Origin of the sequence: Dyella silvae (genome assembly GCF_026421305.1) — a bacterium.
Classification (GTDB): domain Bacteria; phylum Pseudomonadota; class Gammaproteobacteria; order Xanthomonadales; family Rhodanobacteraceae; genus Dyella; species Dyella silvae.
The window spans coordinates 212,698-234,450 of record NZ_JAPJBQ010000007.1; the positions used below are offsets into that span (position 1 = coordinate 212,698).

Annotated in this window: 21 protein-coding genes; 10 read left to right on the plus strand and 11 right to left on the minus strand. The window is 63.0% G+C overall.

All coding sequences use genetic code 11. The features are described 5' to 3' along the window. Window positions 1-134 precede the first annotated feature (134 nt). Window positions 135-932 carry an undecaprenyl-diphosphate phosphatase gene (locus OQE56_RS16500; RefSeq protein ID WP_267225740.1) on the minus strand — a complete coding sequence of 266 codons (798 nt, stop codon included), beginning with the start codon at window positions 930-932 and terminating at the stop codon, window positions 135-137. A gap of 379 nt (window positions 933-1,311) precedes the next feature. Between OQE56_RS16500 and glnA the strand changes: the two genes are divergently transcribed. Next, window positions 1,312-2,727 (plus strand): type I glutamate--ammonia ligase, encoded by a 1,416-nt coding sequence (gene glnA, locus OQE56_RS16505; RefSeq protein ID WP_267225741.1) that lies wholly within the window; start codon window positions 1,312-1,314, stop codon window positions 2,725-2,727. Window positions 2,728-2,835: 108 nt separating this feature from the next. On the opposite strand, the gene OQE56_RS16510 is transcribed toward glnA, so the two are convergent. Further along, window positions 2,836-3,999: a M23 family metallopeptidase gene (locus tag OQE56_RS16510; RefSeq protein ID WP_323748594.1), complete on the minus strand. Its 1,164-nt coding sequence runs from the start codon at window positions 3,997-3,999 to the stop codon at window positions 2,836-2,838. A gap of 228 nt (window positions 4,000-4,227) precedes the next feature. Between OQE56_RS16510 and OQE56_RS16515 the strand changes: the two genes are divergently transcribed. Continuing rightward, window positions 4,228-5,490 (plus strand): ferredoxin reductase family protein, encoded by a 1,263-nt coding sequence (locus tag OQE56_RS16515; RefSeq protein WP_267225742.1) that lies wholly within the window; start codon window positions 4,228-4,230, stop codon window positions 5,488-5,490. A 167-nt stretch (window positions 5,491-5,657) separates the two neighbouring features. Here OQE56_RS16515 and OQE56_RS16520 read toward each other — a convergent pair whose 3' ends face one another. Beyond that, a complete protein-coding gene (locus OQE56_RS16520) occupies window positions 5,658-6,674 on the minus strand; it encodes a S41 family peptidase (RefSeq protein ID WP_267225743.1) in 1,017 nt (338 codons plus the stop codon). A 196-nt stretch (window positions 6,675-6,870) separates the two neighbouring features. Beyond that, on the minus strand, window positions 6,871-7,428 hold the full coding sequence (locus OQE56_RS16525; protein WP_267225744.1) for a MarR family winged helix-turn-helix transcriptional regulator: 558 nt from the start codon (window positions 7,426-7,428) through the stop codon (window positions 6,871-6,873). Between the two features lie 189 nt (window positions 7,429-7,617). Here OQE56_RS16525 and pcaD point away from each other — a divergent pair, with 189 nt between their 5' ends. After that, the gene (pcaD, locus tag OQE56_RS16530) at window positions 7,618-8,424 is read left to right on the plus strand and encodes a 3-oxoadipate enol-lactonase (RefSeq protein ID WP_267225745.1); all 807 of its coding nucleotides are present in this window, start codon (window positions 7,618-7,620) and stop codon (window positions 8,422-8,424) included. A 144-nt stretch (window positions 8,425-8,568) separates the two neighbouring features. Here the strand turns inward: pcaD and OQE56_RS16535 are convergent, their stop codons facing one another. Continuing rightward, a complete protein-coding gene (locus OQE56_RS16535; RefSeq protein ID WP_267225746.1) occupies window positions 8,569-9,180 on the minus strand; it encodes a protoglobin domain-containing protein in 612 nt (203 codons plus the stop codon). A gap of 176 nt (window positions 9,181-9,356) precedes the next feature. After that, window positions 9,357-9,701, minus strand: coding sequence for a carboxymuconolactone decarboxylase family protein (locus OQE56_RS16540; RefSeq protein ID WP_267225747.1), 345 nt, complete (start codon window positions 9,699-9,701; stop codon window positions 9,357-9,359). Window positions 9,702-9,852: 151 nt separating this feature from the next. Between OQE56_RS16540 and OQE56_RS16545 the strand changes: the two genes are divergently transcribed. Next, on the plus strand, window positions 9,853-10,704 hold the full coding sequence (locus OQE56_RS16545; protein ID WP_267225748.1) for a LysR family transcriptional regulator: 852 nt from the start codon (window positions 9,853-9,855) through the stop codon (window positions 10,702-10,704). A gap of 700 nt (window positions 10,705-11,404) precedes the next feature. Next, entirely contained in the window at window positions 11,405-11,719 is a 315-nt protein-coding gene (locus OQE56_RS16550) for a HigA family addiction module antitoxin (protein WP_267225749.1), read from the plus strand. Between the two features lie 113 nt (window positions 11,720-11,832). Here OQE56_RS16550 and OQE56_RS16555 read toward each other — a convergent pair whose 3' ends face one another. From OQE56_RS16555 to OQE56_RS16565, 3 genes are all read right to left on the minus strand, one after another. Beyond that, window positions 11,833-12,279, minus strand: coding sequence for an RES family NAD+ phosphorylase (locus tag OQE56_RS16555; protein ID WP_267225750.1), 447 nt, complete (start codon window positions 12,277-12,279; stop codon window positions 11,833-11,835). Beyond that, entirely contained in the window at window positions 12,279-12,746 is a 468-nt protein-coding gene (locus tag OQE56_RS16560) for an antitoxin Xre/MbcA/ParS toxin-binding domain-containing protein (RefSeq protein WP_267225751.1), read from the minus strand. Before OQE56_RS16560 ends, OQE56_RS16555 begins: the two co-directional genes overlap by 1 nt. Before the next feature lie 125 nt (window positions 12,747-12,871). Then, the gene (locus OQE56_RS16565) at window positions 12,872-13,057 is read right to left on the minus strand and encodes a hypothetical protein (protein WP_267225752.1); all 186 of its coding nucleotides are present in this window, start codon (window positions 13,055-13,057) and stop codon (window positions 12,872-12,874) included. A 94-nt stretch (window positions 13,058-13,151) separates the two neighbouring features. On the opposite strand from OQE56_RS16565, the gene OQE56_RS16570 reads away from it, so the two are divergent. Genes OQE56_RS16570 through OQE56_RS16580 form a run of 3 tightly spaced genes read left to right on the plus strand, consistent with a single transcriptional unit; the run spans window position 13,152 to window position 16,015 of the window. After that, a complete protein-coding gene (locus OQE56_RS16570; protein WP_267225754.1) occupies window positions 13,152-14,165 on the plus strand; it encodes a two-component system sensor histidine kinase NtrB in 1,014 nt (337 codons plus the stop codon). Continuing rightward, on the plus strand, window positions 14,158-15,555 hold the full coding sequence (gene ntrC / locus OQE56_RS16575; protein WP_267225756.1) for a nitrogen regulation protein NR(I): 1,398 nt from the start codon (window positions 14,158-14,160) through the stop codon (window positions 15,553-15,555). The genes OQE56_RS16570 and ntrC overlap by 8 nt, the downstream gene beginning before the upstream one ends. Window positions 15,556-15,565: 10 nt before the next feature. After that, window positions 15,566-16,015, plus strand: a complete 450-nt coding sequence (locus tag OQE56_RS16580) for a GNAT family N-acetyltransferase (RefSeq protein WP_267225757.1) — start codon at window positions 15,566-15,568, stop codon at window positions 16,013-16,015. 38 nt (window positions 16,016-16,053) lie between these two features. Here OQE56_RS16580 and OQE56_RS16585 read toward each other — a convergent pair whose 3' ends face one another. Both OQE56_RS16585 and OQE56_RS16590 read right to left on the minus strand, forming a co-directional pair. Then, the gene (locus tag OQE56_RS16585) at window positions 16,054-18,519 is read right to left on the minus strand and encodes a sensor domain-containing protein (RefSeq protein WP_267225758.1); all 2,466 of its coding nucleotides are present in this window, start codon (window positions 18,517-18,519) and stop codon (window positions 16,054-16,056) included. 124 nt (window positions 18,520-18,643) lie between these two features. Then, window positions 18,644-19,771: a hypothetical protein gene (locus tag OQE56_RS16590; protein WP_267225759.1), complete on the minus strand. Its 1,128-nt coding sequence runs from the start codon at window positions 19,769-19,771 to the stop codon at window positions 18,644-18,646. 123 nt (window positions 19,772-19,894) lie between these two features. Here OQE56_RS16590 and OQE56_RS16595 point away from each other — a divergent pair, with 123 nt between their 5' ends. Beyond that, window positions 19,895-21,178 carry an acetyl-CoA C-acetyltransferase gene (locus OQE56_RS16595; RefSeq protein ID WP_267225760.1) on the plus strand — a complete coding sequence of 428 codons (1,284 nt, stop codon included), beginning with the start codon at window positions 19,895-19,897 and terminating at the stop codon, window positions 21,176-21,178. Between the two features lie 28 nt (window positions 21,179-21,206). Then, the gene (locus OQE56_RS16600; RefSeq protein WP_267225761.1) at window positions 21,207-21,725 is read left to right on the plus strand and encodes an energy transducer TonB family protein; all 519 of its coding nucleotides are present in this window, start codon (window positions 21,207-21,209) and stop codon (window positions 21,723-21,725) included. Window positions 21,726-21,753: the final 28 nt, after the last annotated feature.

The window sequence follows — 21,753 nt, forward strand, 5'->3', positions numbered from 1 at the left end:
AATCCACCGGTGAGCTTCGCTATCGCCCCACCGTCATCCCCGCGAAAGCGGGGATCCAGCGACTTTCGGTTTACCTCAGCGCTCAAAGGCACTGGATCCCCGCTTTCGCGGGGATGACGGTGCAGGGTATTCCGTTACGCCCCTGCCGGAATCAGCAGCAACAACGCCACGCCCAGCGCAATGCGATAGATCGCAAACGGCGTAAAGCGATGGCTGCGGATGTAGCCGAGCAGCCACTTCACCGCGATGAACGCGACGATGGCCGACACCACAAAGCCGACGCCAAAGGCGGTCCAGTCCTCGTGGTGCACACCGCCTTCCTTCAACACCTTGAGCAACTCGTAACCGCTGGCGGCATACATGGTGGGAATGCCGACCAGGAAAGCGAACTCCGTCGCCGCTGCGCGATTGCTGGTGCCGGCAAGCATGGCGGTGAAGATGGTCGCCGCCGAGCGCGACGTGCCCGGGAAAATGCCAGCCACCATCTGAGCAAAGCCAACCAGAATCGCCACGCGCCACGTCACCTGCGTGCGGTCGGGCTGGCGGGCGGCGAGCCGTTCCGCCGCGATCATCCAGAAGCCACCGATGACCAGCGCCCATGCCACCGGGGTCACCGCCTCGGGCAGCTTGAAGCCGAGTTTCACGGCAATGAAGCCGAGCACGGCGGTGATCATGAAGGCGACAAACAGCTTCGCCAGATAGTCGCGGTTGGCCGGGTCACGCCACTGCGTGAACAGGTTCCAGATGCGGTTCCAGTAGATAAAAGTCACCGCGAGAATCGCGCCGGCCTGGATGCCGACATTGAACAGATCCGAGCGCTCGCCCAAACCGAACTTCTCGGCAATCAGCAGGTGACCTGTGCTGGAAATGGGAAGGAATTCGGTGATGCCCTCGACGATGCCGAGCAGGATGACGTTGATGAGATCGCTCACGAAAACTCCGGTGGTGGGCGGGCGCCGGTTCCATACCGGCGCAAAGGGGCATAGCTTAAGGGACCGGGGTGGCGTTTTTGGGGCGAGACCTTGTTAGCACCCTTTGTCCCCCCTCACCGTCATTCCGGCGAAGGCCGGAATCCAGCGCCGTTGAGTGAGTCAGAGCAAAGTCACTGGATTCCGGCCTTCGCCGGAATGACGTGATCGGATTAGAAATGCCCCATAATGGTGCAAATCACCGTTTCATTTTAGTGCAATAAAGTCATATCAATATGGGTGGCAGCAGCCTAACTTATTGATATGGCAGACATCCATCGCTTGGCACGCGCCTTGCTCAGAACCACACGTTTCCTCACCTTCTATCCCGCCGAGGTTGTCCATGTCGTCCGCCGTCCAGAAAGTGCTCGATCAGATCCAGGAACACGAGGTCGAATTCGTCGACTTCCGTTTTGCCGACATGCTCGGCAAGCATCACCACGTCACGTTCCCGGCTCATGCCATCGACGAAGGCACGTTCGAGGACGGCAAGATGTTCGACGGTTCGTCGATCGCCGGCTGGAAGGGCATCAATGAATCGGACATGGTGCTGATGCCGGATCCGGACACGGCCTACATCGACCCGTTCAGCCAGCACACGCAGATGGTGCTGCACTGCGACGTGCTCGAGCCGTCGACCATGCAGGCTTACGGCCGCGACCCGCGCTCCATCGCCAAGCGCGGTGAGGCATTCCTCAAGTCCACCGGCATCGCCGACACCGCCTACTTCGGTCCGGAGCCGGAGTTCTTCATTTTCGATTCCGTGCGCTGGCAGAACGACATGGGCCGCGTGTTCTACGAAATCGGCTCCGAAGAAGCCGCATGGAGCTCGCGCTACAAGTACGAAGACAACAACACCGGTCACCGTCCGGGCGTGAAGGGCGGCTACTTCCCCGTCAGCCCGGTCGACTCGCTGGGCGACCTGCGCGCTGACATGTGCAAGGTGCTCGAGTCGCTGGGCCAGGTGGTGGAAGTGCACCACCACGAAGTGGCCAACGCTGGCCAGTGCGAGATCGGCGTGAAGTTCAACACGCTGGTGCAGAAGGCCGACGAACTGATGACCATGAAGTACGTCATCAAGAACGTCGCCCATCAGAACGGCAAGACCGTCACCTTCATGCCCAAGCCCATCGTCGGCGACAACGGCAGCGGCATGCACGTGCACCAGTCGCTCGCGAAGGACGGCAACAACCTGTTCGCCGGCGACCTGTACGGCGGCCTGTCGCAGACGGCGCTGTGGTACATCGGCGGCATCTTCAAGCACGCCAAGGCCATCAACGCCTTCGCCAACTCCACCACCAACAGCTACAAGCGTCTGGTGCCGGGCTTCGAAGCCCCGGTGATGCTGGCGTACTCGGCCCGCAACCGTTCGGCCAGCTGCCGCATTCCGTACGTGTCGAGCCCGAAGGGCCGCCGCATCGAAGTGCGCTTCCCCGATCCGATGAACTCCGGCTACCTCGTGTTCACCGCGCTGATGATGGCCGGCCTCGACGGCATCATCAACAAGATCGACCCGGGTGCGCCGAGCGACAAGGACCTGTACGACCTGCCGCCGGAAGAAGAGAAGAACATCCCCCAGGTGTGCTCGAGCCTCGACGAAGCGCTGAACGCGCTCGACAAGGACCGCGACTTCCTCAAGGCCGGCGGCGTGTTCAACGACGACTTCATCGATGCCTACATCGAACTGAAGATGCAGGAAGTGACCCGTTACCGCGCCAGCACGCATCCGCTGGAATTCCAGATGTACTACGCGCTCTGATCGCGAACCCACATGTGGAAGAGAACAACGGGCGCTTCGGCGCCCGTTGTTTTTTGGGGTACTGGCGCGCGGCGAAACCCCTCTACGGCGCCCCGCTGGCGAAGCGCCTCAGCGCCCCGATTCGTTGCCAAAATCCACCACGCTCAACGGTGCTGGAAATTCGTTTTGCCGCATGTCGGCATCCGGAAGAGCCTGCCATGGCTGACCTTGCGCAAACGTATCAATCGTCGCGTAGGAACCAAGCAGGCGGAATCGGTCCAGCCCATAAGGCAAACCTTCGGCAGCGAGCGGTGCGTTGGCGTCGCTCACATGAAAATGCAGGTGCGGGCCGGTCGATTCGCCGGTGAAGCCGAGCTTTCCGATGACCTGTCCGCGCCGCACGTGCTCGCCGGGCCTGACGGCAATGCTTCCGGGCTTGAGATGTTCGTAGAACGCGAAACGGCCATCGCCGAGATCCAGCGCCACATAATTGCCCGCTGCGTTCTCCAGCGGCGCCTTGTGCGCCATGCCTTCGGCAAGCGAACTCGCCTCGGCGACACCTTCGCCGATGGACGCCACCACGGCGTCCGTCACCGCGAGCACATCGGCGCCGTAGCCGAACCATTGCGATGCCAGCTTGCCGTCGCCGCGAGCAAATCCGCCGTGGGGACCGACGCGAATCCAGTCGATGGCGAAGCGCCCGGGCACATGCACAGCGCCGTTCACGGCATACAGCACACGTCGATGCCCCCGCTCCCAGCGTGCATCGTAGATGGCGACCCATGGACCGCCACGCAGGGGCGGACCCAGTTCGGATACGTTGGACGGCTGCACGATCAGTGCTGCGCCATCCACCGTCGCGGTACCTGGCTCCGCCCCCGCCCTGACATACGTGGCACGGTGGACCAGCCGCAGCGGCTGAGTAACACGGTCCTTCAGCGGCACCGATAAATAAACCACGGCATCGATGCCCGGTGGCCATTGCGTGCGAAGCGCTTCGGCGGGCCGATCGCTACGTCCGATGGCATGGCTGAGCGCGTCACCTTCGATCTCTGCCAGAGTCTGACCCTGATCATCCAACACGCTGATGCGCTGAAGCGTCAGGGGTTCTTTGGCAAAGTTGGTGAGGTGCAACTCGTACAGCAAGGATGTCCGGCCATCGACGTTGACCGGTTCAGGCATCCATGCCACGCGCATATCAAACGACTGTTGCTGCGGTGCGCGTTGCGCCAGGGCCGCGCCGACCAAAAGCACACCAAGCAGCGCGAACAGGGTTTTGAACCATGAATGCATGACGGCCGCTCCCGCTCGGTTGGGGTGCCCAGCTTCAGGGGCGCTGGCGAACGGTACCAATGCCATATGTCATTGCGAGCGGCCCTTGTACGACCGCTGCTCGGACAGCACAGGACGCTATGGTGCGCCGGGATGTCGCGCCGAGTCAGCTTAGGTCAGACAAAAGTGGGGCATCATCGCTACCTTCGACAACAGCGATAGACAGGTCGCGAAGACTGGGTGTTCCGAATGATCAAGAGCTGGCAGGCCGTCACATTTTCCATCGTGCTCAGCGCAGTGCTGGTTGCGTTTGACGTGCCATCAGGTGACTGGTGGTCGACCAGCGCTTTCAGCCTCGCGGCGGGCGTGGCAGCGCTGTCGATGATGGGTATCGCGGCGGTGTTGAGTGCGCGGCTGGCATGGGTCGAGTCGCTGTTTGGCGGGCTCGATCGCCTCTATCTCGTGCACAAGTGGCTCGCCGTCTGGGCACTGGGGTTGGCATCGTTCCACCTGGTTTTTCACGCGGGCATGCAGGGCTGGAACACAGCGCCGATCATCGCGATGCCGCGCGACGTCACGCGCTTTCTGCGGCAGTTCTCGTTTGTCGGTGTGATGTTTATCGTGCTGCTGGCGCTGAACCGGAACATCCCTTATCGGGTATGGCGGCAGTGGCACAAACTGTCGGGGCCGTTGTTCATCGTAGTCATCCTGCACTGGCTCAGCATCAAGTCGCCGGTTGCGTGGACGAGTCCCGCAGGTCTCTGGATGGCGCTGACGACCGGGGCAGGCGTCGTGGCCGCGTTGTACAAGCTGGTGTTGTATCGCTTCGTCTCCGGTCAGGCGGAATATCGAGTGGTGGCAGTGTCGCCGGGCAAAGCGGCCATCCATCTGGAACTGGAACCGGTCGGTAAACCGATCGCCTTCACGCCTGGACAGTTCGGTTTTCTGCGCATGAAGCACGACGGTCTGCGCGAACCGCATCCATTCACCATTGCGAGTGGACAGCACCCCGATGGCCGCGTGGACTTTGTGATCCGCGCGCTGGGCGACTTCACCAGCCAACTCGTTGCCAACGTGCGTGTGGGCATGCTGGCCGATATCTATGCACCGCATGGCCGCTTTACCCGCAACACACAAGCGCCGCGCGAAGTGTGGATTGGCGGCGGCGTGGGCATCTCGCCGTTCATCGCCTGGCTCAAGGACAGCGAAGCCGGCGGCTTCGAGCACGTCACCTTGTTCTACTTCTATACGCCAGGCCGGGAATTCCCCGAGGTGCCTGTGCTGCAGGCCATGGCTGATCGTCGTGGCGTCACGCTGGTGCCGGTACCGGATGGCCCCATCAGCCCGACGTTTCAGCAGCGCTTCGGTGCCATCGTGCGCGAGATCGGCGGGCCGTCCGTGGACGTCTCGTTCTGCGGCCCATCGGGGCTGCTGCACGTCATTCGCGCCCAGATGCACGCGGATGGCGTACCGGAGACGAACTTGCGCTACGAGTACTTCAACTTCCGCTGAGGCTTGTGGACAGAACTGCAAGGTTCAGTTGAGCGCCTGACAACGCAGACACTTTTCGATTCGTCGGATGCTGATGCGAGCTCTGGCGTGCCGATGGTACGAACTGGATGGCAATCGCCGGGTGGGCGGCGGCGGGACATTACGCGCGGAAACGCAGCTGCGGTATGTCAGTGCGCTGGTTTGTCATTCGCCTTGGCTTCGTTAGTCATCGCCGCGTGTGCCAGTTCGAGTGCCTTGTCGAGCGCTAGCTCGGGCGGGGTTGGTACATCCGGCTTCACGCCCACACCCTGCCAGTCGGTGCCGGTGATGGGATTGATCGAGCGCATTTCCGGCAACTTGATCAGGAAGTGATCGGTGAGGCGCCGACGCTCATACGGATGCGCCCCACCGCCGCTGGCTTCGCCCACCACGGTGACGCGCTTCATGGCCTGCAGGTCGTAAGCGAAAGCTTCAGCGGCGGAAAAGGTCTTGTGCGAGATGAGTACATAGACCGGTTTGACGCCGCCGAATCGGCGGCCGGCCACCCACACTGGCGACATGGCACGGGTGAGCCGATTGCTCGGGCGATCATAGATGGCGCTCATTTCCGCCGGCTGGTCCAGCAGATATGCGGCCATCAGCATCTCCATGCTGCTGTCGCCGCCGCCGTTGTTGCGCAAGTCGATGATCAAGGCTTTGGACTGCGCCAGCAGGGTCATCGCGGATTGCAGCATGTCGGCCGCCACGCGCGGCGGTGCGAACACGCGCAGGTCGAGGTACCCAATGTCACCATCGAGACGTCGCACGCTCTCGAAGCCATGGTTGATAGCCGGGCCGGCCCAACTGTCGTCGTCTTCTTCGTATTGATCGGCAGCCTTCGCATCGGGCATCGGTACGGGCTGCACGCTGTAGTTGATGCGAAAGTGTCCGTCGCCGGATAGTTTGCGCAGCTCGGTGGTCAGCGCCTGGGCGAACGCTTCGGGATCGCGAACACCCTTGAACGCATCGGTGTTGGCCTGCTGGCGAATGGTCTGGGCGACCTTGAGCCCCAATGCCTGATCCACATAGCGAGCCTGGATCACCTCGGCAGCTCGTTCGATCACCTCACGTTGCCCGTCCGCTGTGATCACCGAAGCGTCGAGTTCGGTCGCGGTGGCACAGCAGAAGCCAAGGGTCAATGACATGGCAAGCAGGATGCGTTTCATAGAGGGGCCTGGCTGGGATGGCTGCGTGAGCTACGCCAAATATTCCGGCACGTTGATCAAACGATAGGCATGGGCGTCGCGGTAGTTCACAGCGAGTGCTTGTGATGTCGAAAGGGGAGCTGTCGACGAAGTAGCGTGGTGGACGTGTAACGTTGGCCGTTGCTCGCGAGTCACCGTGCCCGCACAAGGTGGGCAATCACGCATCGTTCGTTCGTTTCTTCTTCGCGGCACCCTTGCTCGCACCTGCAGTGTGCTTTCTCGCAGCGCTCCTGCCAGATGGCGACTCCGCAACGGATAGTCGCGAGCGCGCTTTCGCCATTCGATCGCCGAACGATTCCACTTCAAGTGCCGCGATGGCCTCGCCGAGTGACTGCGCCAGGGGGCGCGGTAGCGATGCATCGAGGCTTTCGCCGGCCATCTGCGTTACCTTCCAGCATTCGCGCAGTCGCGGAAGCATCGCGCGACCGCGGGGCGATAGACGAATCAGTCGTTGGCGACCGTCGACCAGCCCAGGTTCGGAGTCGAGCAGCCCTTCCTTGATCATCAAGGCCACGGTCTGTGTCGCTGCCGGTTGAGTGATCTTCGCCGCCTCGGCAATCTGCCCGATCGTGCATGGCTCGCACGCGATCAATGCGCGCATCACCGGCGTGTATCGAGGTCGATAGCGAAGTCCTGCCGATGCGTAAGCTTCTTCCACCGCGCCGTCGAGCAGTTCGATCAAATGGCGTAATTGGGTACCGAGTCCGGGCATCATGTGGACATATATATAAGCGCTTATGTAATGTGTCAAGCACAGCTGATGAGAGGGCTGGTGTGGCTGCAGGGCGGTACGCGACCGCTTTACAGCGCAACTCGGGTGCCGCGCTCCTCAGCTGTAAATGGAAGTCCGTTTACACCAAAGGGCGCAGGCCCTTCCCACATCATCCCCAAGGAAGAAAGCACCATGAATGACACGACGTTCATCACCATCGGCGACGGATGCCGCATCGCTTACCGCCTCGACGGCGCCGACGACAAACCCGTGCTTGTCTTGTCGAACTCGATCGCTACGACGTTGCACATGTGGGACGGCCAGATTGCCGCGCTGACCCAGCACTTTCGCGTACTGCGCTACGACGCACGTGGCCATGGCAACTCGGACGCGCCCGCGGGTGCCTATTCCATGGATCGTCTGGGCCGCGACGTCATCGAGTTGCTCGATGCGCTCGGCATCGAGCGCGCACACTTCCTTGGCCTGTCGCTTGGCGGCCTGATTGGGCAATGGCTGGGCATCCACGCGCCGGATCGCATCGATCTACTGATCTTGAGCAATACGTCTGCCCACCTGGGACCTGTCAGCGAGTTCGATGCACGCATTGCAGCCATGCAGACGTCGCCCGACATGGACGCAGTGGCGCAGGCGTTCCTGGCAAACTGGTTTCCGGCCCGCATGCTCGAAACAAAGCACCCCGCCATCGAGCCGTTCCGAGACATGCTGCTTTCCACTGCGCCTCAAGGGCTGGCCGGGTGCTATGCCGCTGTGCGCGACAACGACATGCGGCGAACGATTGCCCTCATTAACCGCCCAACGTTGGTGATTTCCGGCAGGGACGATACCGTCACGCTGGCAAGCCATGGTGAGCACATTGCCGCGACAGTACCGGGTGCGCGCCTGGTGATCCTCCCGGCCGTCCATTTGCCCAACGTCGAGCATCCGGAGATGTACGTGCGCACGGTGCTGGACTTTCTGCTGGAAGGCGAAGCCGCCTAAGGGGTAACCATGACCGTAGATTCACTTCGGTCCGTCGGTGAAGGTATCTGGCCGGCGTAGCCACGCACACCTTCTGGCGCACATGGCCGGGTTGTCGAGCCAAGCGCGGCAACCCGGCAACACCATGTACGTTGGAGTCGGTGGTTACGGAGTCGCGCCTGCGCTTTGGGTGGCCATATACGTCTTTGCCCAAAGCGCCATCTGCATATGCGCCGATTTGCACCAGGCGCTGTGCATGCCGGCAACGTCGGACTCATCATGGCCTTTGGCGGCGAGATAGGGCCGTATGGTTTCGTTGAGCACAGCAAGAAAGGCGACGATATCGCTGTAAGGCACGTGGGGCGTGGATACAACGCCGTCCGTCTGGTTCTTTTTCACAGGGGTATGCCGAAGGGCAATCTCGTGCTGGTAGTTGAGCCAGTCCTGATCGTAGGGACGCTGGCAGGTATCGCGAATCCATTGCTGGAACCGCAGGTTGCTCCGCGCCAGATAGTCCGGCAACGGCGAGCCATCTTGGTGGCGCGAGTGCTTCGCCAGATGAGGAATGCCCGCGATGATCTGGGACCGCCAGTGATTGACGATGGCCTCGACCTGATCATCGAGTACCGTGCCTGCCAGTTGCAGAAAGTGCTCGTCCTCTTGCGTGAATCTTACGGACGTCTTGAGCTGCTCGAGATCGGCAAGTGTGGCGGGAGAGGGCGCAACCTCGGTTGTTCCGTACGTATATCCCGGGATGTCGATCGCAGAACGATTCATGGGGTGCCTCGGTGATGAAGTGCTTGGCCACCCGCTGCATCTGGATGCGGTGGCATCTGCTTTTGCACAACCACCTGGCGGGCGCCGCGGCCCGCCGGGTGGCCGATGTTTGCTTGTATCGGTGAAGCTTTCCTGTGCCACTCGTTGGGCCGAACACGTCGGCGCCGCAGAGATGATCAGGCCGACGCACCGTACTGACTGGCGGCGTCCATGACGCGCGCGGAATACACCAGCGCGGCGCCTGCATTCAGCGCGATAGCCACGCCAAGCGCTTCTGCAATTTCCTCGCGAGTGGCACCTTGCTTGAGGGCTTCGCTGGTGTGGACCGTAATGCATCCGTCACAGCGACTGGTGACCGACACCGCCAGGGCGATCAACTCACGCGTCTTCGCGTCCAGCTTGCCGGTCTTGCTGCCAGCCTTGGACAGCGTCTGATAGCCGGCGAGCGTATCGGGGCTCAGCTTGCCGATCTCCCCAATGCGACCCAGCAGTTCCGTGCGGTATTCCGGCCAGTTCATCATGCGAGTTCTCCTCAGGTGGTGATGGCCGCGTAAGCTACGCCGAACTGTTCTGCTTGTTGATCGAAAGTTGTGCATAAGCTTCATGCACAATTGCATGGGGATCGCGGTGGTCCATCGCGACAAAACCGTGCGTACGATCAGGGAGCTTTCGATGGAATGGAGTGATCTGCGGGTTTTCCTTGCCGTGGCCCGAGAGGGAACGCTGGGCGGTGCGGCGCGCAAACTGGGGCAGACCCAGCCCACCATGGGGCGACGATTGCAGGCCCTTGAACAAGCGCTCGGGCAACGGTTGTTACAGCGCACCAAGGATGGTTTCGTTCTGACGGGCGAAGGCGCGGCGGTGCTAGGTCATGCCGAGCGCATGGAGGAGGAGGCGCTCGCCTTTCAGCGCCAACTTGCCGGGAAGGAGCAACAGCTCGACGGCATGTTGCGCATCACCTCGTCGGATTGGTTTGCCGAGTACGTGTTGACGCCCGTCATCGCCCAATTCTCCGTGCGCTATCCGCATGTCATCCTGGAACTGCTGACCGATTCGCGGCTCTTCAGCTTGTCGCGGCAAGAGGCTGACCTGGCATTTCGCATCCAGCCATTCGACGAGCCAGACGTTGTTTCCCGCAAGCTGCTCCGTATGCCTTACGGTGTTTATGTAGCGCCAGGTCATCCGCATCCCGTGCCGGGTGATGGCGAGGGCGCGTCATTGCTGGTGATGAATACCGCATTTGGCGGCATGCCCGAAATCGAATGGTTGCAACGCATGCTGCCCAACGCGCGCGTTGTTTTCCGCAGCAACGCACGCGCCGTGCAGGCACGCATGTGTATCGAGGGCGCGGGAATCGCCGTGCTTCCGCGGCCATTGGGCGACGCCATCGGGCAACTCGATCGCATCGACCTCGGCGAAGAGCCGCCTATACGTGATATCTGGGTGGGCTATCACCGCGACATGCGTGGGCTCGCAAGGCTCCGGATGCTGCTGGATATGGTCGTGGATAGGCTGGCGAACTGACGAATCCGATGGCTCTTTGTCGGCCTTCGTCGCTAACAACGTCAAGACAAAACCTGACAGGCGAGGCTGCGGGGTTCTGTTACGTTCGGCGTGTCGCTCGCGCCGTCTCTCATAGGGCAACGCGAGCGACCATGGCAGTGATGTCATGAGTCGCGGGCCGCAGGTGTTACAAGCACCTACGACCCGCTAACCACAACCAACTTACGACGAGTTGATCATGGCTAACCGCGATCATACGGCACACACACGCCCGTTCGTTCCCCCTGACGGCACCCTCACTGGCCCGCCCGGCGGCCCGCATCCTGCGGGTAATCAAGCCACGCCACGGCGTTTATCGCTCCCACTCGATCCGGTCCTGGCGTCGTATGTCTTGACGCGCTTGCGGATGGATCTGGAAGCCCGCCGAGCGGATGAGGCCTCTGGCCACCCGGCAAAGCCATGGCAGTGGCCCCATTCCGGTGAAGTCATTGCCTGCCTCACCACGGCCATTCACTGCCTTGACCATTACGCCGGCCTGCTCGGTCACGAGCCCCCAGTGAACACTTAACCCCGTCCGATGATCGTCCCCCGTGGCGCATCGGCTCTCCGGTCGATGCGCCACACCTGGATGATCACGGACGGGCAAAGAGGTCATTCCCCTACACGAAGCAGCGTCATCCCAACGCCGCCGCTTTGCTGTGCCCGACCGGAAAGCCAGCCCATGGACCTGATCACACTCACCCCGCGCGTCAGCGTGGACCTTTCGCTGCGTCTGCGCTCCCCAGGCCAGGTGCTGCTGCATGACTACCTGGTGCCACAAGCGCTGAACAACGCGCAGCTCGCCCGCCGCACGGGCATTCCCGTAAAGCACATCAAAGAATTCATCCTGGGCGACCGCCCCATGAGCGCCAATCACGCGATACGACTAGCCGCCGTGCTCGGTACCACCGAGTTTTACTGGCTGGCGCTGCAGGCGCATTACGACCTGGTGCGTGAGTGGCAAAAACATCGCGCAACGTTACCGCTGGTGGGCTAGGTGAAATCGCGCTCTGCATAGGAGCCGGAGATAGAGAGGGAGCACCGCAAAACGGCGCGATAGGTCTAACTAACTGCGCTCCCTATTTCCGTCCCCTACTTCTGAGGTTGGGATCAGCGGAAGAAGCGCTGATCGATGAAGAACGGCTCCACCAGGCTCTCGGTCAGATGCGTGGCCGCCTGCGGGTGTTCCGGATTGATGATGTAGTTGGTCGAGTGCGCGAGGATGGCCGACGGTACGGGCATCAGGAGCGCGGTGCCACCTTTCAGCCAGGCACTACCGATCGCGCGGGTGGCGGGTTCGTTTGCCTGCCAGCCTTCGGGTAGGTCCGGCGTTACGTCCATCGTTGCGCCGTCCGCGATGTCGACCCGTATCAACTTGAGCGTCGTGGGAATGTTCGGCAGGTCCAACTGCATATGGGCCATGGTTTCGGCGAGCGCCAGTGCGGGATGCTCGCCCAGGTAAATGACGCGGTGGCCCTGGCTGTGCCAGCGACCTTCCGCGTATAGCCCACCCTCGCCCGTGAGTCCCGGGTACTTGGATATCCGCCATCCGTGCATTAGAGCATTCCGTATGCCGTGCGCTTCATCATCGACTCGACCAGGCGTGCGCCGGAATCCGTCTCGGCCAACACCATGGGCGTCACGTCCTTATCTTCATGCAGGAAGTCACGCGGCGTATTGAGCCACTTCAAAGCGCTGTCGCGGTTACCGAAGAGAAGTGTGGCTTCCGCGACGATTCGTGCGTAGCGCACCGCTTTTTCGCTCTCGGCTTCGTTGAGCACTGGGATGGTCGGTTTTTCGGCGGCAACTTGAGCACGCGCCTTGCTGCGCGCGACGGCCTTCTGCCTGCGCGTCTTCATGCGCTCGAGCTGTTCGAGGCGGCGCCGCATGGTGGTGGCAGGCGCGACGGCGTCCGAGCGCAGGCTCACCATGCTGGCGAACTTCACGTAGTTGGCGGTTGGGACGCCACGCTTGGTGACGCGCAGCGCGTCCGCTTCGTTGCGGATCTCGGTGCCCAGGAGCAAGGCCATATGGTCGTAAACCGTATGAGGGATGCTCGGCTTCTTAAGGATGGTCACAGGCATAGCGGCTCTCCATTTGGAGAAAATAATACGCCAAATGGTGAAAGCGGGCGTTAAGCCCGTCCGAGCTATTTACGTGTGCCTCGCGAATAGCGATCGAGTCGCTTGGCCAGATCCTGCAGGCGGGCCTGGTCTTCGGCGGGCCACTTTCCGTTCGCCAACGCCTCTATCACCAGGATGCGCACGATCGTGCAGGTTTCCGGGGAAAGCGTCAGGCGTTTGCCGCCCTGAACTGCCAGGCGGCTCCAGTGCACAAACTATGCGATTCGAAACACACAACACACCCGCCTTTGGCATCCATCCGGAAAAGCGATTGCACCAGCACAGCGCATTGTCCATGATGGTGCAATGAGTGAAATGGCAAGCCGGACGTGGGCTGAGCCGCTGGCGACCGGTGTGGCGCTGGCGGATGCGCAACTGCGTCTGCTGTGGGTGAACCCAGCGCTGGCTGAGCTATTGGATATCGGGCCGCGTAGCGCGGTGGGCCAGTCGTTGGCCGTGTTGCTGCACGATCCCGCATGGATGGCGTTGGCGGAACGCGCGCTGGAGGAACCCTCGCCGTTGCAACTTCGCGGTATCGAGATACCTTCCGGGCGTGGCGAGACCGCGCACATCGATGTGTCGATGCAGCGCCTGCCCCATGGTGAACTGTTGGTGGAAGTGCACGCGCTGGCGCCGCCGGCTGTATCGGAAACGCCGCTATCGGCCACGTTGCGTGGCTTCGCCCATGAGGTAAAGAACCCACTCGCAGGCCTGCGTGGCGCGGCGCAGTTGCTGCAGCGGCGCGTGGAAGAGGAGTCATTGCGCGCGCTGGCCGGGTTGGTGATTGCCGAGGCCGATCGGCTGACCACGCTGGCCAACCGTCTGTTGCGCCAGGACGGCGCCGCGGCGCAGCTCGGTCCCGTGAACATTCACGAGCGCCTGGAGCGGCTGGGCGATCTCTTGCTGGCCGAGCCCACGCCGTTGGCGTTGCGGCACGACTACGACCCCAGCCTTCCCGATGTGTTTGGCGATGCGGATCGACTGCTTCAGTTGTTGCTCAACCTTGCGCGCAACGCGACCGAAGCCGGGGCGCGTACGCTGACCTTTCGCACCAGGGCAGAGCCCGGCGTGCGGTTGGGCGAACGCACGGCACGCATGGCCTTGCGCGTGGATGTGATCGACGACGGTCCGGGCGTACCCGCCCACCTGCGAGACACGCTATTTGAACCGCTGGTATCGGGCCGCGCGGATGGCACCGGTCTGGGTTTGGCCCTGGCGCGTGAGATCGCACGCGAGCATGGCGGCGAATTGCGCCATGCAAGCCGGCCGGGCGAAACCGTGTTTTCCCTCTATTTGCCAATGGGGCCCACCCATGACTGAGACGCGCCCTGAAATCTGGATTGCCGACGACGATCGCGGCGTGCGCTTTGTACTGGCCGAAGCGTTGCGCGATGCGGGCCTGCTGGTGCGGGAGTTCGGCAATGGCGAAGAAGTGCGTGACGCTCTGCGCGATGCACGTCCCGCGTTGCTGCTCACCGATGTGCGCATGCCCGGCGAAGGCGGGCTGGCGTTGGTATCGGCGCTGAAAACGCAGGACGTGGGTCCGGTGATCGTGATGAGCGCCTACACCGACGTTGCTACCACGGCGGCGGCCTATCGTGCGGGCGCTGTCGATTACCTCGCGAAGCCGTTTGATCTCGATCAGGCCGTAGCCGCTGTGCAACGGGCGCTTGCCGACGTACCGGCGACAGCCGCCCCGCCAGCACCGCAGCCAGCACCCACGCACGCGCTGCTGGGCGAGAGCCCTGCGATGCGCGAAGTGTTTCGTTTGATCGGCCGCGTTGCGGCCAGCGATCTCAACGTGCTGATCACCGGTGAAACCGGCACAGGCAAGGAGCTGGTGGCACGTGCGCTGCACGAAGAGAGCGCAAGGCGCGACAAGCCATTCGTGGCACTCAATACCGCCGCCATCCCAAGCGAGCTGCTGGAAAGCGAGCTGTTTGGTCACGAAGCGGGCGCGTTCACCGGCGCCACGCGCCGCCATGCGGGACGCTTCGAGCAGGCGGAGGGCGGCACGTTGTTTCTCGATGAAATCGGTGACATGCCGCTTGCGCTGCAGACACGTTTGCTGCGCGTGCTGGCGGGTGGCGAGTTTTATCGGGTGGGTGGCCGCGAGTTGATTCGCGGCAACGTGCGCATCATCGCCGCGACCCATCAGGATCTGGATAGTCGCGTCGCCGCCGGTCAGTTCCGCGCCGACCTCAAACATCGGCTCGACGTGGTGCGCATCGAATTGCCGCCGCTGCGGCAAAGGCGCACCGATATTGCGCTGCTGGCGCAGCACTTTCTCGCCATCGCGGCGCAGGAGTTGAAAGTACCGCCCAAGCGTTTTTCCAAGGCAGCGCTGAAGGCGATCGCGCAGCGCGAATTCCCTGGCAACGTGCGTGAACTGGAAAACCTCTGTCGCCGACTGGCGGTGATCGCGCCCGGCGTCGAGATTCTGCCGTCCGATCTTGGTGCATCCGCGGCGAGCAGCAGCGCGGGCGGATGGACAGAGGCGCTGCGCGAATGGGTCACGCAGGCGTTGGCGGATGGCGAAGTCGACATCCACACGCGGGCACGCGATGCGCTGGACCAGACGTTGTTGCAGGTTGCGCTCGAAGCGCACGAGGGGCACCGCCAGCACGCGGCGGCCGCACTCGGCGTTGGGCGCAATACGTTGACCCGCAAGCTTGGCGCGTCGCGCACGCGTCGTCCCCCCAAATCCTGAGCTGCACACCATGACCATCTCCGTTCGCACTGCTACCCGCGCCGACATTGCTCACGTAGCGCAATGGAACAGCGCCATGGCCTGGGAAACCGAGCGCAAAGTGCTGGATCCCGCCACGATTGAACGCGGCGTTACGGCAGTGCTCGATGAGCCGCGGCGCGGTTTCTATCTCATCGCCGAACGCAACGGGATGCCTTGCGGTTGCCTGCTGGTGACCTACGAATGGAGCGACTGGCGAGCAGGCGACTTCTGGTGGATCCAGAGCGTGTACGTGGTGGAGGCGGCGCGGCGCGATGGGGTGTTCCGCCGCCTCTATGAAGACGTGCAGCAGCGTGCCAAGCACGCGGGCGCCGTGGGCTTGCGGTTGTATGTAGAGACCGAAAACGAACGGGCGCAACGCACCTATGCCGGTTTGGGCATGGAGCGCTGCCACTACTTCATGTACGAAGCGGAGTTCTGAGGCGAGGGTCGCGCACGCGAGTGCGGGACCAACCTGCCTCAGGCCATCAGCAACTGCTCGCCAAGCTCTTCGGGCGGCTGCGCTGTGCCAAACAGAAAGCCCTGTAGCAGCGAGCACCCGGCACGGCGCAGATGCTCGGCCTGCGCGAGCGTTTCCACACCCTCGGCCACTACAGTCATATCCAGGCCGTGGGCCATGGTGATGATGGCGTCGGTGATGGCGGCATTGTCGGCATCGGTAGCAATGTCACGCACAAAGGTGCGGTCGATCTTCAGCGCATCGATAGGGAAGTATTTCAGGTACGACAAGCTGCAATAACCGGTGCCGAAATCGTCCAGCGCCAGGCTGACGCCGAGATCCTTGATGTGCTGCATCAGTGCGCGGCTCTGGTCGCCGGCGGACATGACCATGCGTTCGGTGAGTTCCAGTTCGATCAGTGAGGGTGGCAGCTGCGCGTCCTGCAAGGCGGACTGCAGCACGTTGTGAAAATTCGGATGCTGGAACTGCGGCGCCGCGACGTTTACCGCCACCACGATGGGCTTTCCCGAGCGATACCATTCGCCCGCCTGGCGGCAGGCTTCGCGGATCACCCACTCGCCAATGGGTACGATCAGACCCGTTTCCTCGGCCACCGGAATGAACTGGTCGGGCTGGTACACATCCTGTCCATCGACCTGCCAGCGCAGCAAGGCCTCGGCGCCCACGATGACGCCGGTGCGCGCGTCCACCTTGGGCTGATAGTGCAAGCGCAGATCGCCGCGACGCAGCGCCTTGCGCAGATCCTGCTCGATGCGCAGACGGGCGCTGGAGCGCTCGCTCATCGACGGTACAAAGAAACGGTAGCCGTTACGGCCCTGCATCTTGACCTCGTAAGCGGCGATATCGGCATTGCGCAGCATGGCCTCGGCGTCGGAGGCGTCGTCTGGGTACATGCTGATGCCCACGCTGAAGGTGATGACAAAGTCACCCATCCGGCTGGCGCTGGAAATGGCCCACAGCCGTATCAGCTTCTCGCACAGCTGGCTGGCGCTGATGCGCCCGTCCACGTGCGATAGCAGCACCACAAACTCATCGCCGCCGACCCGGCTGACCGTGTCTTCGTTGCGCAGGTTGAGGCGCAGGTATTCGGCAAACCCACGCAACAGCTCATCGCCCGCAACGTGGCCCAGCGTGTCGTTGATCTGTTTGAAATGATCGATATCGATATGCAGCAGGGCGGCCTGATCGTGCCGTCGCATCGCCGCGCTCACCACTTGCTCCAGCCGCGACTGCAGCAGACTGCGATTGGGCAGGCCGGTGAGCGTGTCATGCTGGGCGAGGTGCGCCATCTTCAGCGCCAGTGCGCGCGTTTCGCTGACGTCGTGAAACACCAGCACTCCACCGATAACGCTACCGGCGTGATCGTGAATCGAAGCGGCCGAATCTTCGATGGGCGTTTCGAAGCCGTTTCGGTGGACCAGCACGGCGTTACCCTTCAGCTCGACGATGGCATCACGGGCGATGGCGTCGAGTAGCGGATTGTGCACTGGCATGCGCGAGCGGCTGTCGATGAGTTTGAACACCTCGTTCATCGACCTGCCCACGGCTTCGGCATGGCTCCAGCCGGTCATCGCTTCAGCGATGGGATTGAGCGACGTGACGCGATGCTGCAGGTCGGTGGTGATCACCGCGTCGCCGATCGAACGCAACGTCACTTCGGCAAGTTCGCGCTCGCGGAACAGCGCTTCCTCATAAGCCTTGCGCTGGCTGATATCCATGATCTGCGCCACCGCGTGGTACGGCTGGCCGTCAGCGCCGCGCACCACCGATACACTGAGCAGTACGTGCACCGGGTGGCCGTCGCGATGGATATACCGCTTCTCGAGCTGGTAGGTCTCGTGATCGCCTTCCTTGAGTGCGCGGGATAGCTCGCGCGAAGCGGGAAGGTCGTCGACGTGAGTCAGCTCGGGCAGCGATCGCGCCAGCAGTTCCTGCTCGTTGTAACCAAGCATCTGGCACAGCGCGTCGTTGACTCGCAGCATCTGGCCTTCGTTGGTGACCAGCGCCATGCCGATCGGTGCATGCTGGAAGGCGCCGTAGAAGCGCTGCTCACTTTCGCGTAGCTGCGTTTCCAGCACATGGCGCGCGGTGATGTCGATGAACGCGGTGAACACACCCCGCACCCGGCCATCGTCGTCGAAGTCGGGCTGGAAATTGCCGTGCACATAGCAACGCGCAGCGCCACTGAACAGCTCACCTTCGTATACCGCGGGCTCGCCGGCCAGCGCCTGATCGAGGCAGGCGCCGGCTTGCTGCATACTCCAGGCATCCATGACTTCGTCCACCCGGCGTCCCACCATGCGCTGGGGATCGGCTCCGAGCCACGCCTGATGAGTGCCGTTGACGAAACGAAAGCGCCGATGGGCGTCGATATAGGTGATCAGCGCGGGAGCGCCCTGCAATACATGCGCAGGCCATGGCGCCTGGTCGCCGGCAGGTACGAACTCGTGATCGGATGGATGCATCTGGGTTACGGCCCGCCGGCGCACCATCCGCGCCCATCGCCGCATCATGCGCCAAGTGAGCGCAGCTGTGCAGATGGGCGTTGAGGATTTGCGAATCTTTTACTGGCGCGAATCGCGCCTCAGCTTAGTGTAAGGATTCAGCGGGCGCGGCCAGCTTGCCGTCGGCGTCAAACAGGATACGACCGAGCGCGTGCAGATCAGGGGCGATGCGGTAATGGTCGGCCAATGCCGCTACCAGCGGTCCGAGCGCTTTCGAGTGCAGGGGATAACCATGCGCCAGTACGCGGGCGCGACCACCTTCGCCGCGCTGGGCCAATGTGACCGCCACCACGCCGAGACCGGGGGCTTCGTGGGCGTACAAGGCCGGTGCGTCGTAACGCGCATCGGCGGTGTCCAGGGTTTCCAGCAGATAGCCGGTGGCAGGCGTGGCATCGGCCAACACCAGGGGCAGATGATGGGCGTCGAGCAGGGCGGCGTACTGGCGCAGTTCGAATACGACGCCGGCGAAGTCGTGCGCGCGTTGGCCCGGATCGCCTGCCTGACTGTGCAACCAGGCTGCGGGCGATTGCACTTCCACCTTGCCGTCGTGATAGCGCAGCGCGAGACCGCGGGCGCTCATCGTGGGTTCGTCGCGGTAAGGGGTGAGCAGCGCGGCTTCGAGCAAGGTCCACAACGGAGCGAGATTGACGTGCTCGTACTGAACGCAGGTCAGTGCCAGCAGATCGTTGCGGCTCAGGTAGCGGACGTGCTCCAGGCGTACGCCCAGGGTGCGCATCAGCCAGTCGGCGGTGCGGGCGCCGGCTTCGCCACGGCCGACCAGTTCCACTTCCAGCTTTTCGGACAGGCTCTCAACCAGTGCCTCGGGAGCCAGCAGGGACATCGGCAGCAGGCGCATGGGGCCATCGGCGAACGTGGCCTCCGGTTCCAGCGGCTGGGCGGGCATATGGCCTTCATGCGTGCCAAAGGCCACCACGTTCTCAAGATGGCCGCGCGGCACGCGCCGCGCCAGCTCATCCAGCGTGGCCCATACCGGAAACCCGGGACGCAGCAGTTCCACCGCGTCGAACAGGGCGCCGGCCACGGCAAGCCGGGCTTCGTCCACCTGCGGCACCAGCGTGTGCAGGTCGGCCGCGACCAAAGCAGCCAGCTCGGCCGCCTCGTCGCGGGTCAGCGTACGGCGCGTTGGCGTATCGCCGGGCGACAGCTCCAGCGCAAGGACCACGGGGAGGGCGACGAGCGTTTGTGCTTCCACAGATGACAAACCCGAACAGTGAAGAACTGGATTCTAACATTTGCGGGTTTTGGGCTTCCGCGCCGTGGCGGGGCGGGTTAGCCTTGACGACTCCGTTTTTTCTGACATCGGACTGCTCCAGCCATGGAAAACACGCTCAAGCGCGTTGGTGTGATCGGCGGCGTACGTATCCCGTTCTGCCGCAATAACACTGCCTACGCCGATGTCGGCAACTTCGGCATGTCGGTAAAGGTGCTTGGGTCGCTGGTAGAGCGGTACGGCCTGCATGGCCTGGAGCTGGGCGAGGTGGCCATGGGGGCGGTGATCAAGCACTCGTCCGAATGGAACCTGGCCCGCGAGGCCGTGTTGTCGTCGGGCCTGGCGCCCACCACGCCGGCCATCACGACGGCCCGCGCCTGCGGCACCTCGCTGGACAACGCCATCATCATCGCCAACAAGATCGCCACGGGGCAGATCGAGGCCGGCATTGCCGGTGGCTCCGATACCACCAGCGATGTGCCCATCGTGCTGGGCGAGCGTCTGCGCAAGCGTCTGCTGGCGCTCAATCGCGCCAAGACCTGGCAGGACAAGCTGCGTGCCGCCACCCAGGGGTTCTCTTTCAGGGAGTTCAAGCCGGCGTTTCCGGGCGTGGCCGAGCCGCGCACCGGCATGTCCATGGGCGACCACTGCGAAAAGATGGCCAAGGAATGGCACATCACGCGCCAGGCGCAGGATCAGCTGGCGCTGGAGAGCCATCACAAGCTCGCCGCCGCCTATGAGGCGGGTTTCTTCGAGGATCTGGTGGTGCCGTTCCGCGGTTTGAAACGCGACGGTTTCCTGCGTCCCGATTCGACCATGGACAAGCTGGCGTCGCTCAAGCCCGCCTTCGACAAGACCTCCGGTCACGGCACGCTGACCGCCGGCAATTCCACGGGTCTTTCCGATGGCGCGGCAGCGGTGCTGCTGGGTACGGAAGCGTGGGCGGCCCAACGCGGTCTGAAGGTGCAGGCGTGGTTCCGTGACGCCGAAGTGGCCGCGGTGGATTTCGTCCATGGCGAAGGTCTGCTGATGGCGCCAACCATCGCGGTGCCGCGCATGCTGGCCCGGCACGGCCTCACCCTGCAGGATTTCGATTTCTACGAGATCCACGAAGCCTTTGCCGCCCAGGTGCTGTGCACCCTGCGTGCCTGGGAAAGCGCCGACTACTGCAAGCATCGCCTCGGTCTGGACCAGCCGTTCGGCAGCATCGACCCGGCCAAGCTCAACGTGCATGGCTCGAGTCTCGCGGCGGGCCATCCGTTTGCGGCGACGGGTGCACGCATTATTGCCACGCTGGCCAAAATGCTGGAGCAGAAGGGTTCCGGCCGTGGCCTGATTTCCATCTGCACGGCCGGCGGCATGGGCGTGACCGCCATTCTCGAACGCTGAGCGGGTTCGCCCCCCGTTCTCGTTGCCGATGTTTCGCCTTCGCACTACCGCCAGCCTGAGCCTGCTCGCGCTGGTGATCGGTGTTGCGGGCACGGCCTGGCTCAGCACCCTGACGGATCAGTGGAAGGGCCCGTCAGGCGTCTCGGCTATGCGCGGCCGAGACACCGTGCGGCCCATGACGTCGCACCATCGGTATCCGCACGCCATCAGCCAACACGCGCCGGCCGCCGCCGTAGCGCACGCGGCGCCTGCGCCGGTGCGTCCCGCAGAGACGCTGCCCACGCTTACGCCGGTCGACATGCCACCCCTGCCGGCGTCATGGCTGCAGCGCACGGTGTTTGCCAGTGGACGCGTGGTGCTGCGGCTTACGGTCAACGGCGAGGGCCGCGTCGGGCAAGCTGTCGTGGCGGAATCCAGCGGGAACGATGGACTCGATGACCGGGCCTTGCGCACGGCAGAGCGCTGGCGCTTCGCCGTGCCGAGCGATCATCCGGATGGTTTGAGCGGCTTGCTGGTGATGCGTTTCGACGCGCAGAGCGAGGAGTGAGTGAAGAGGAGTGAGAAGTGAGAAGTGA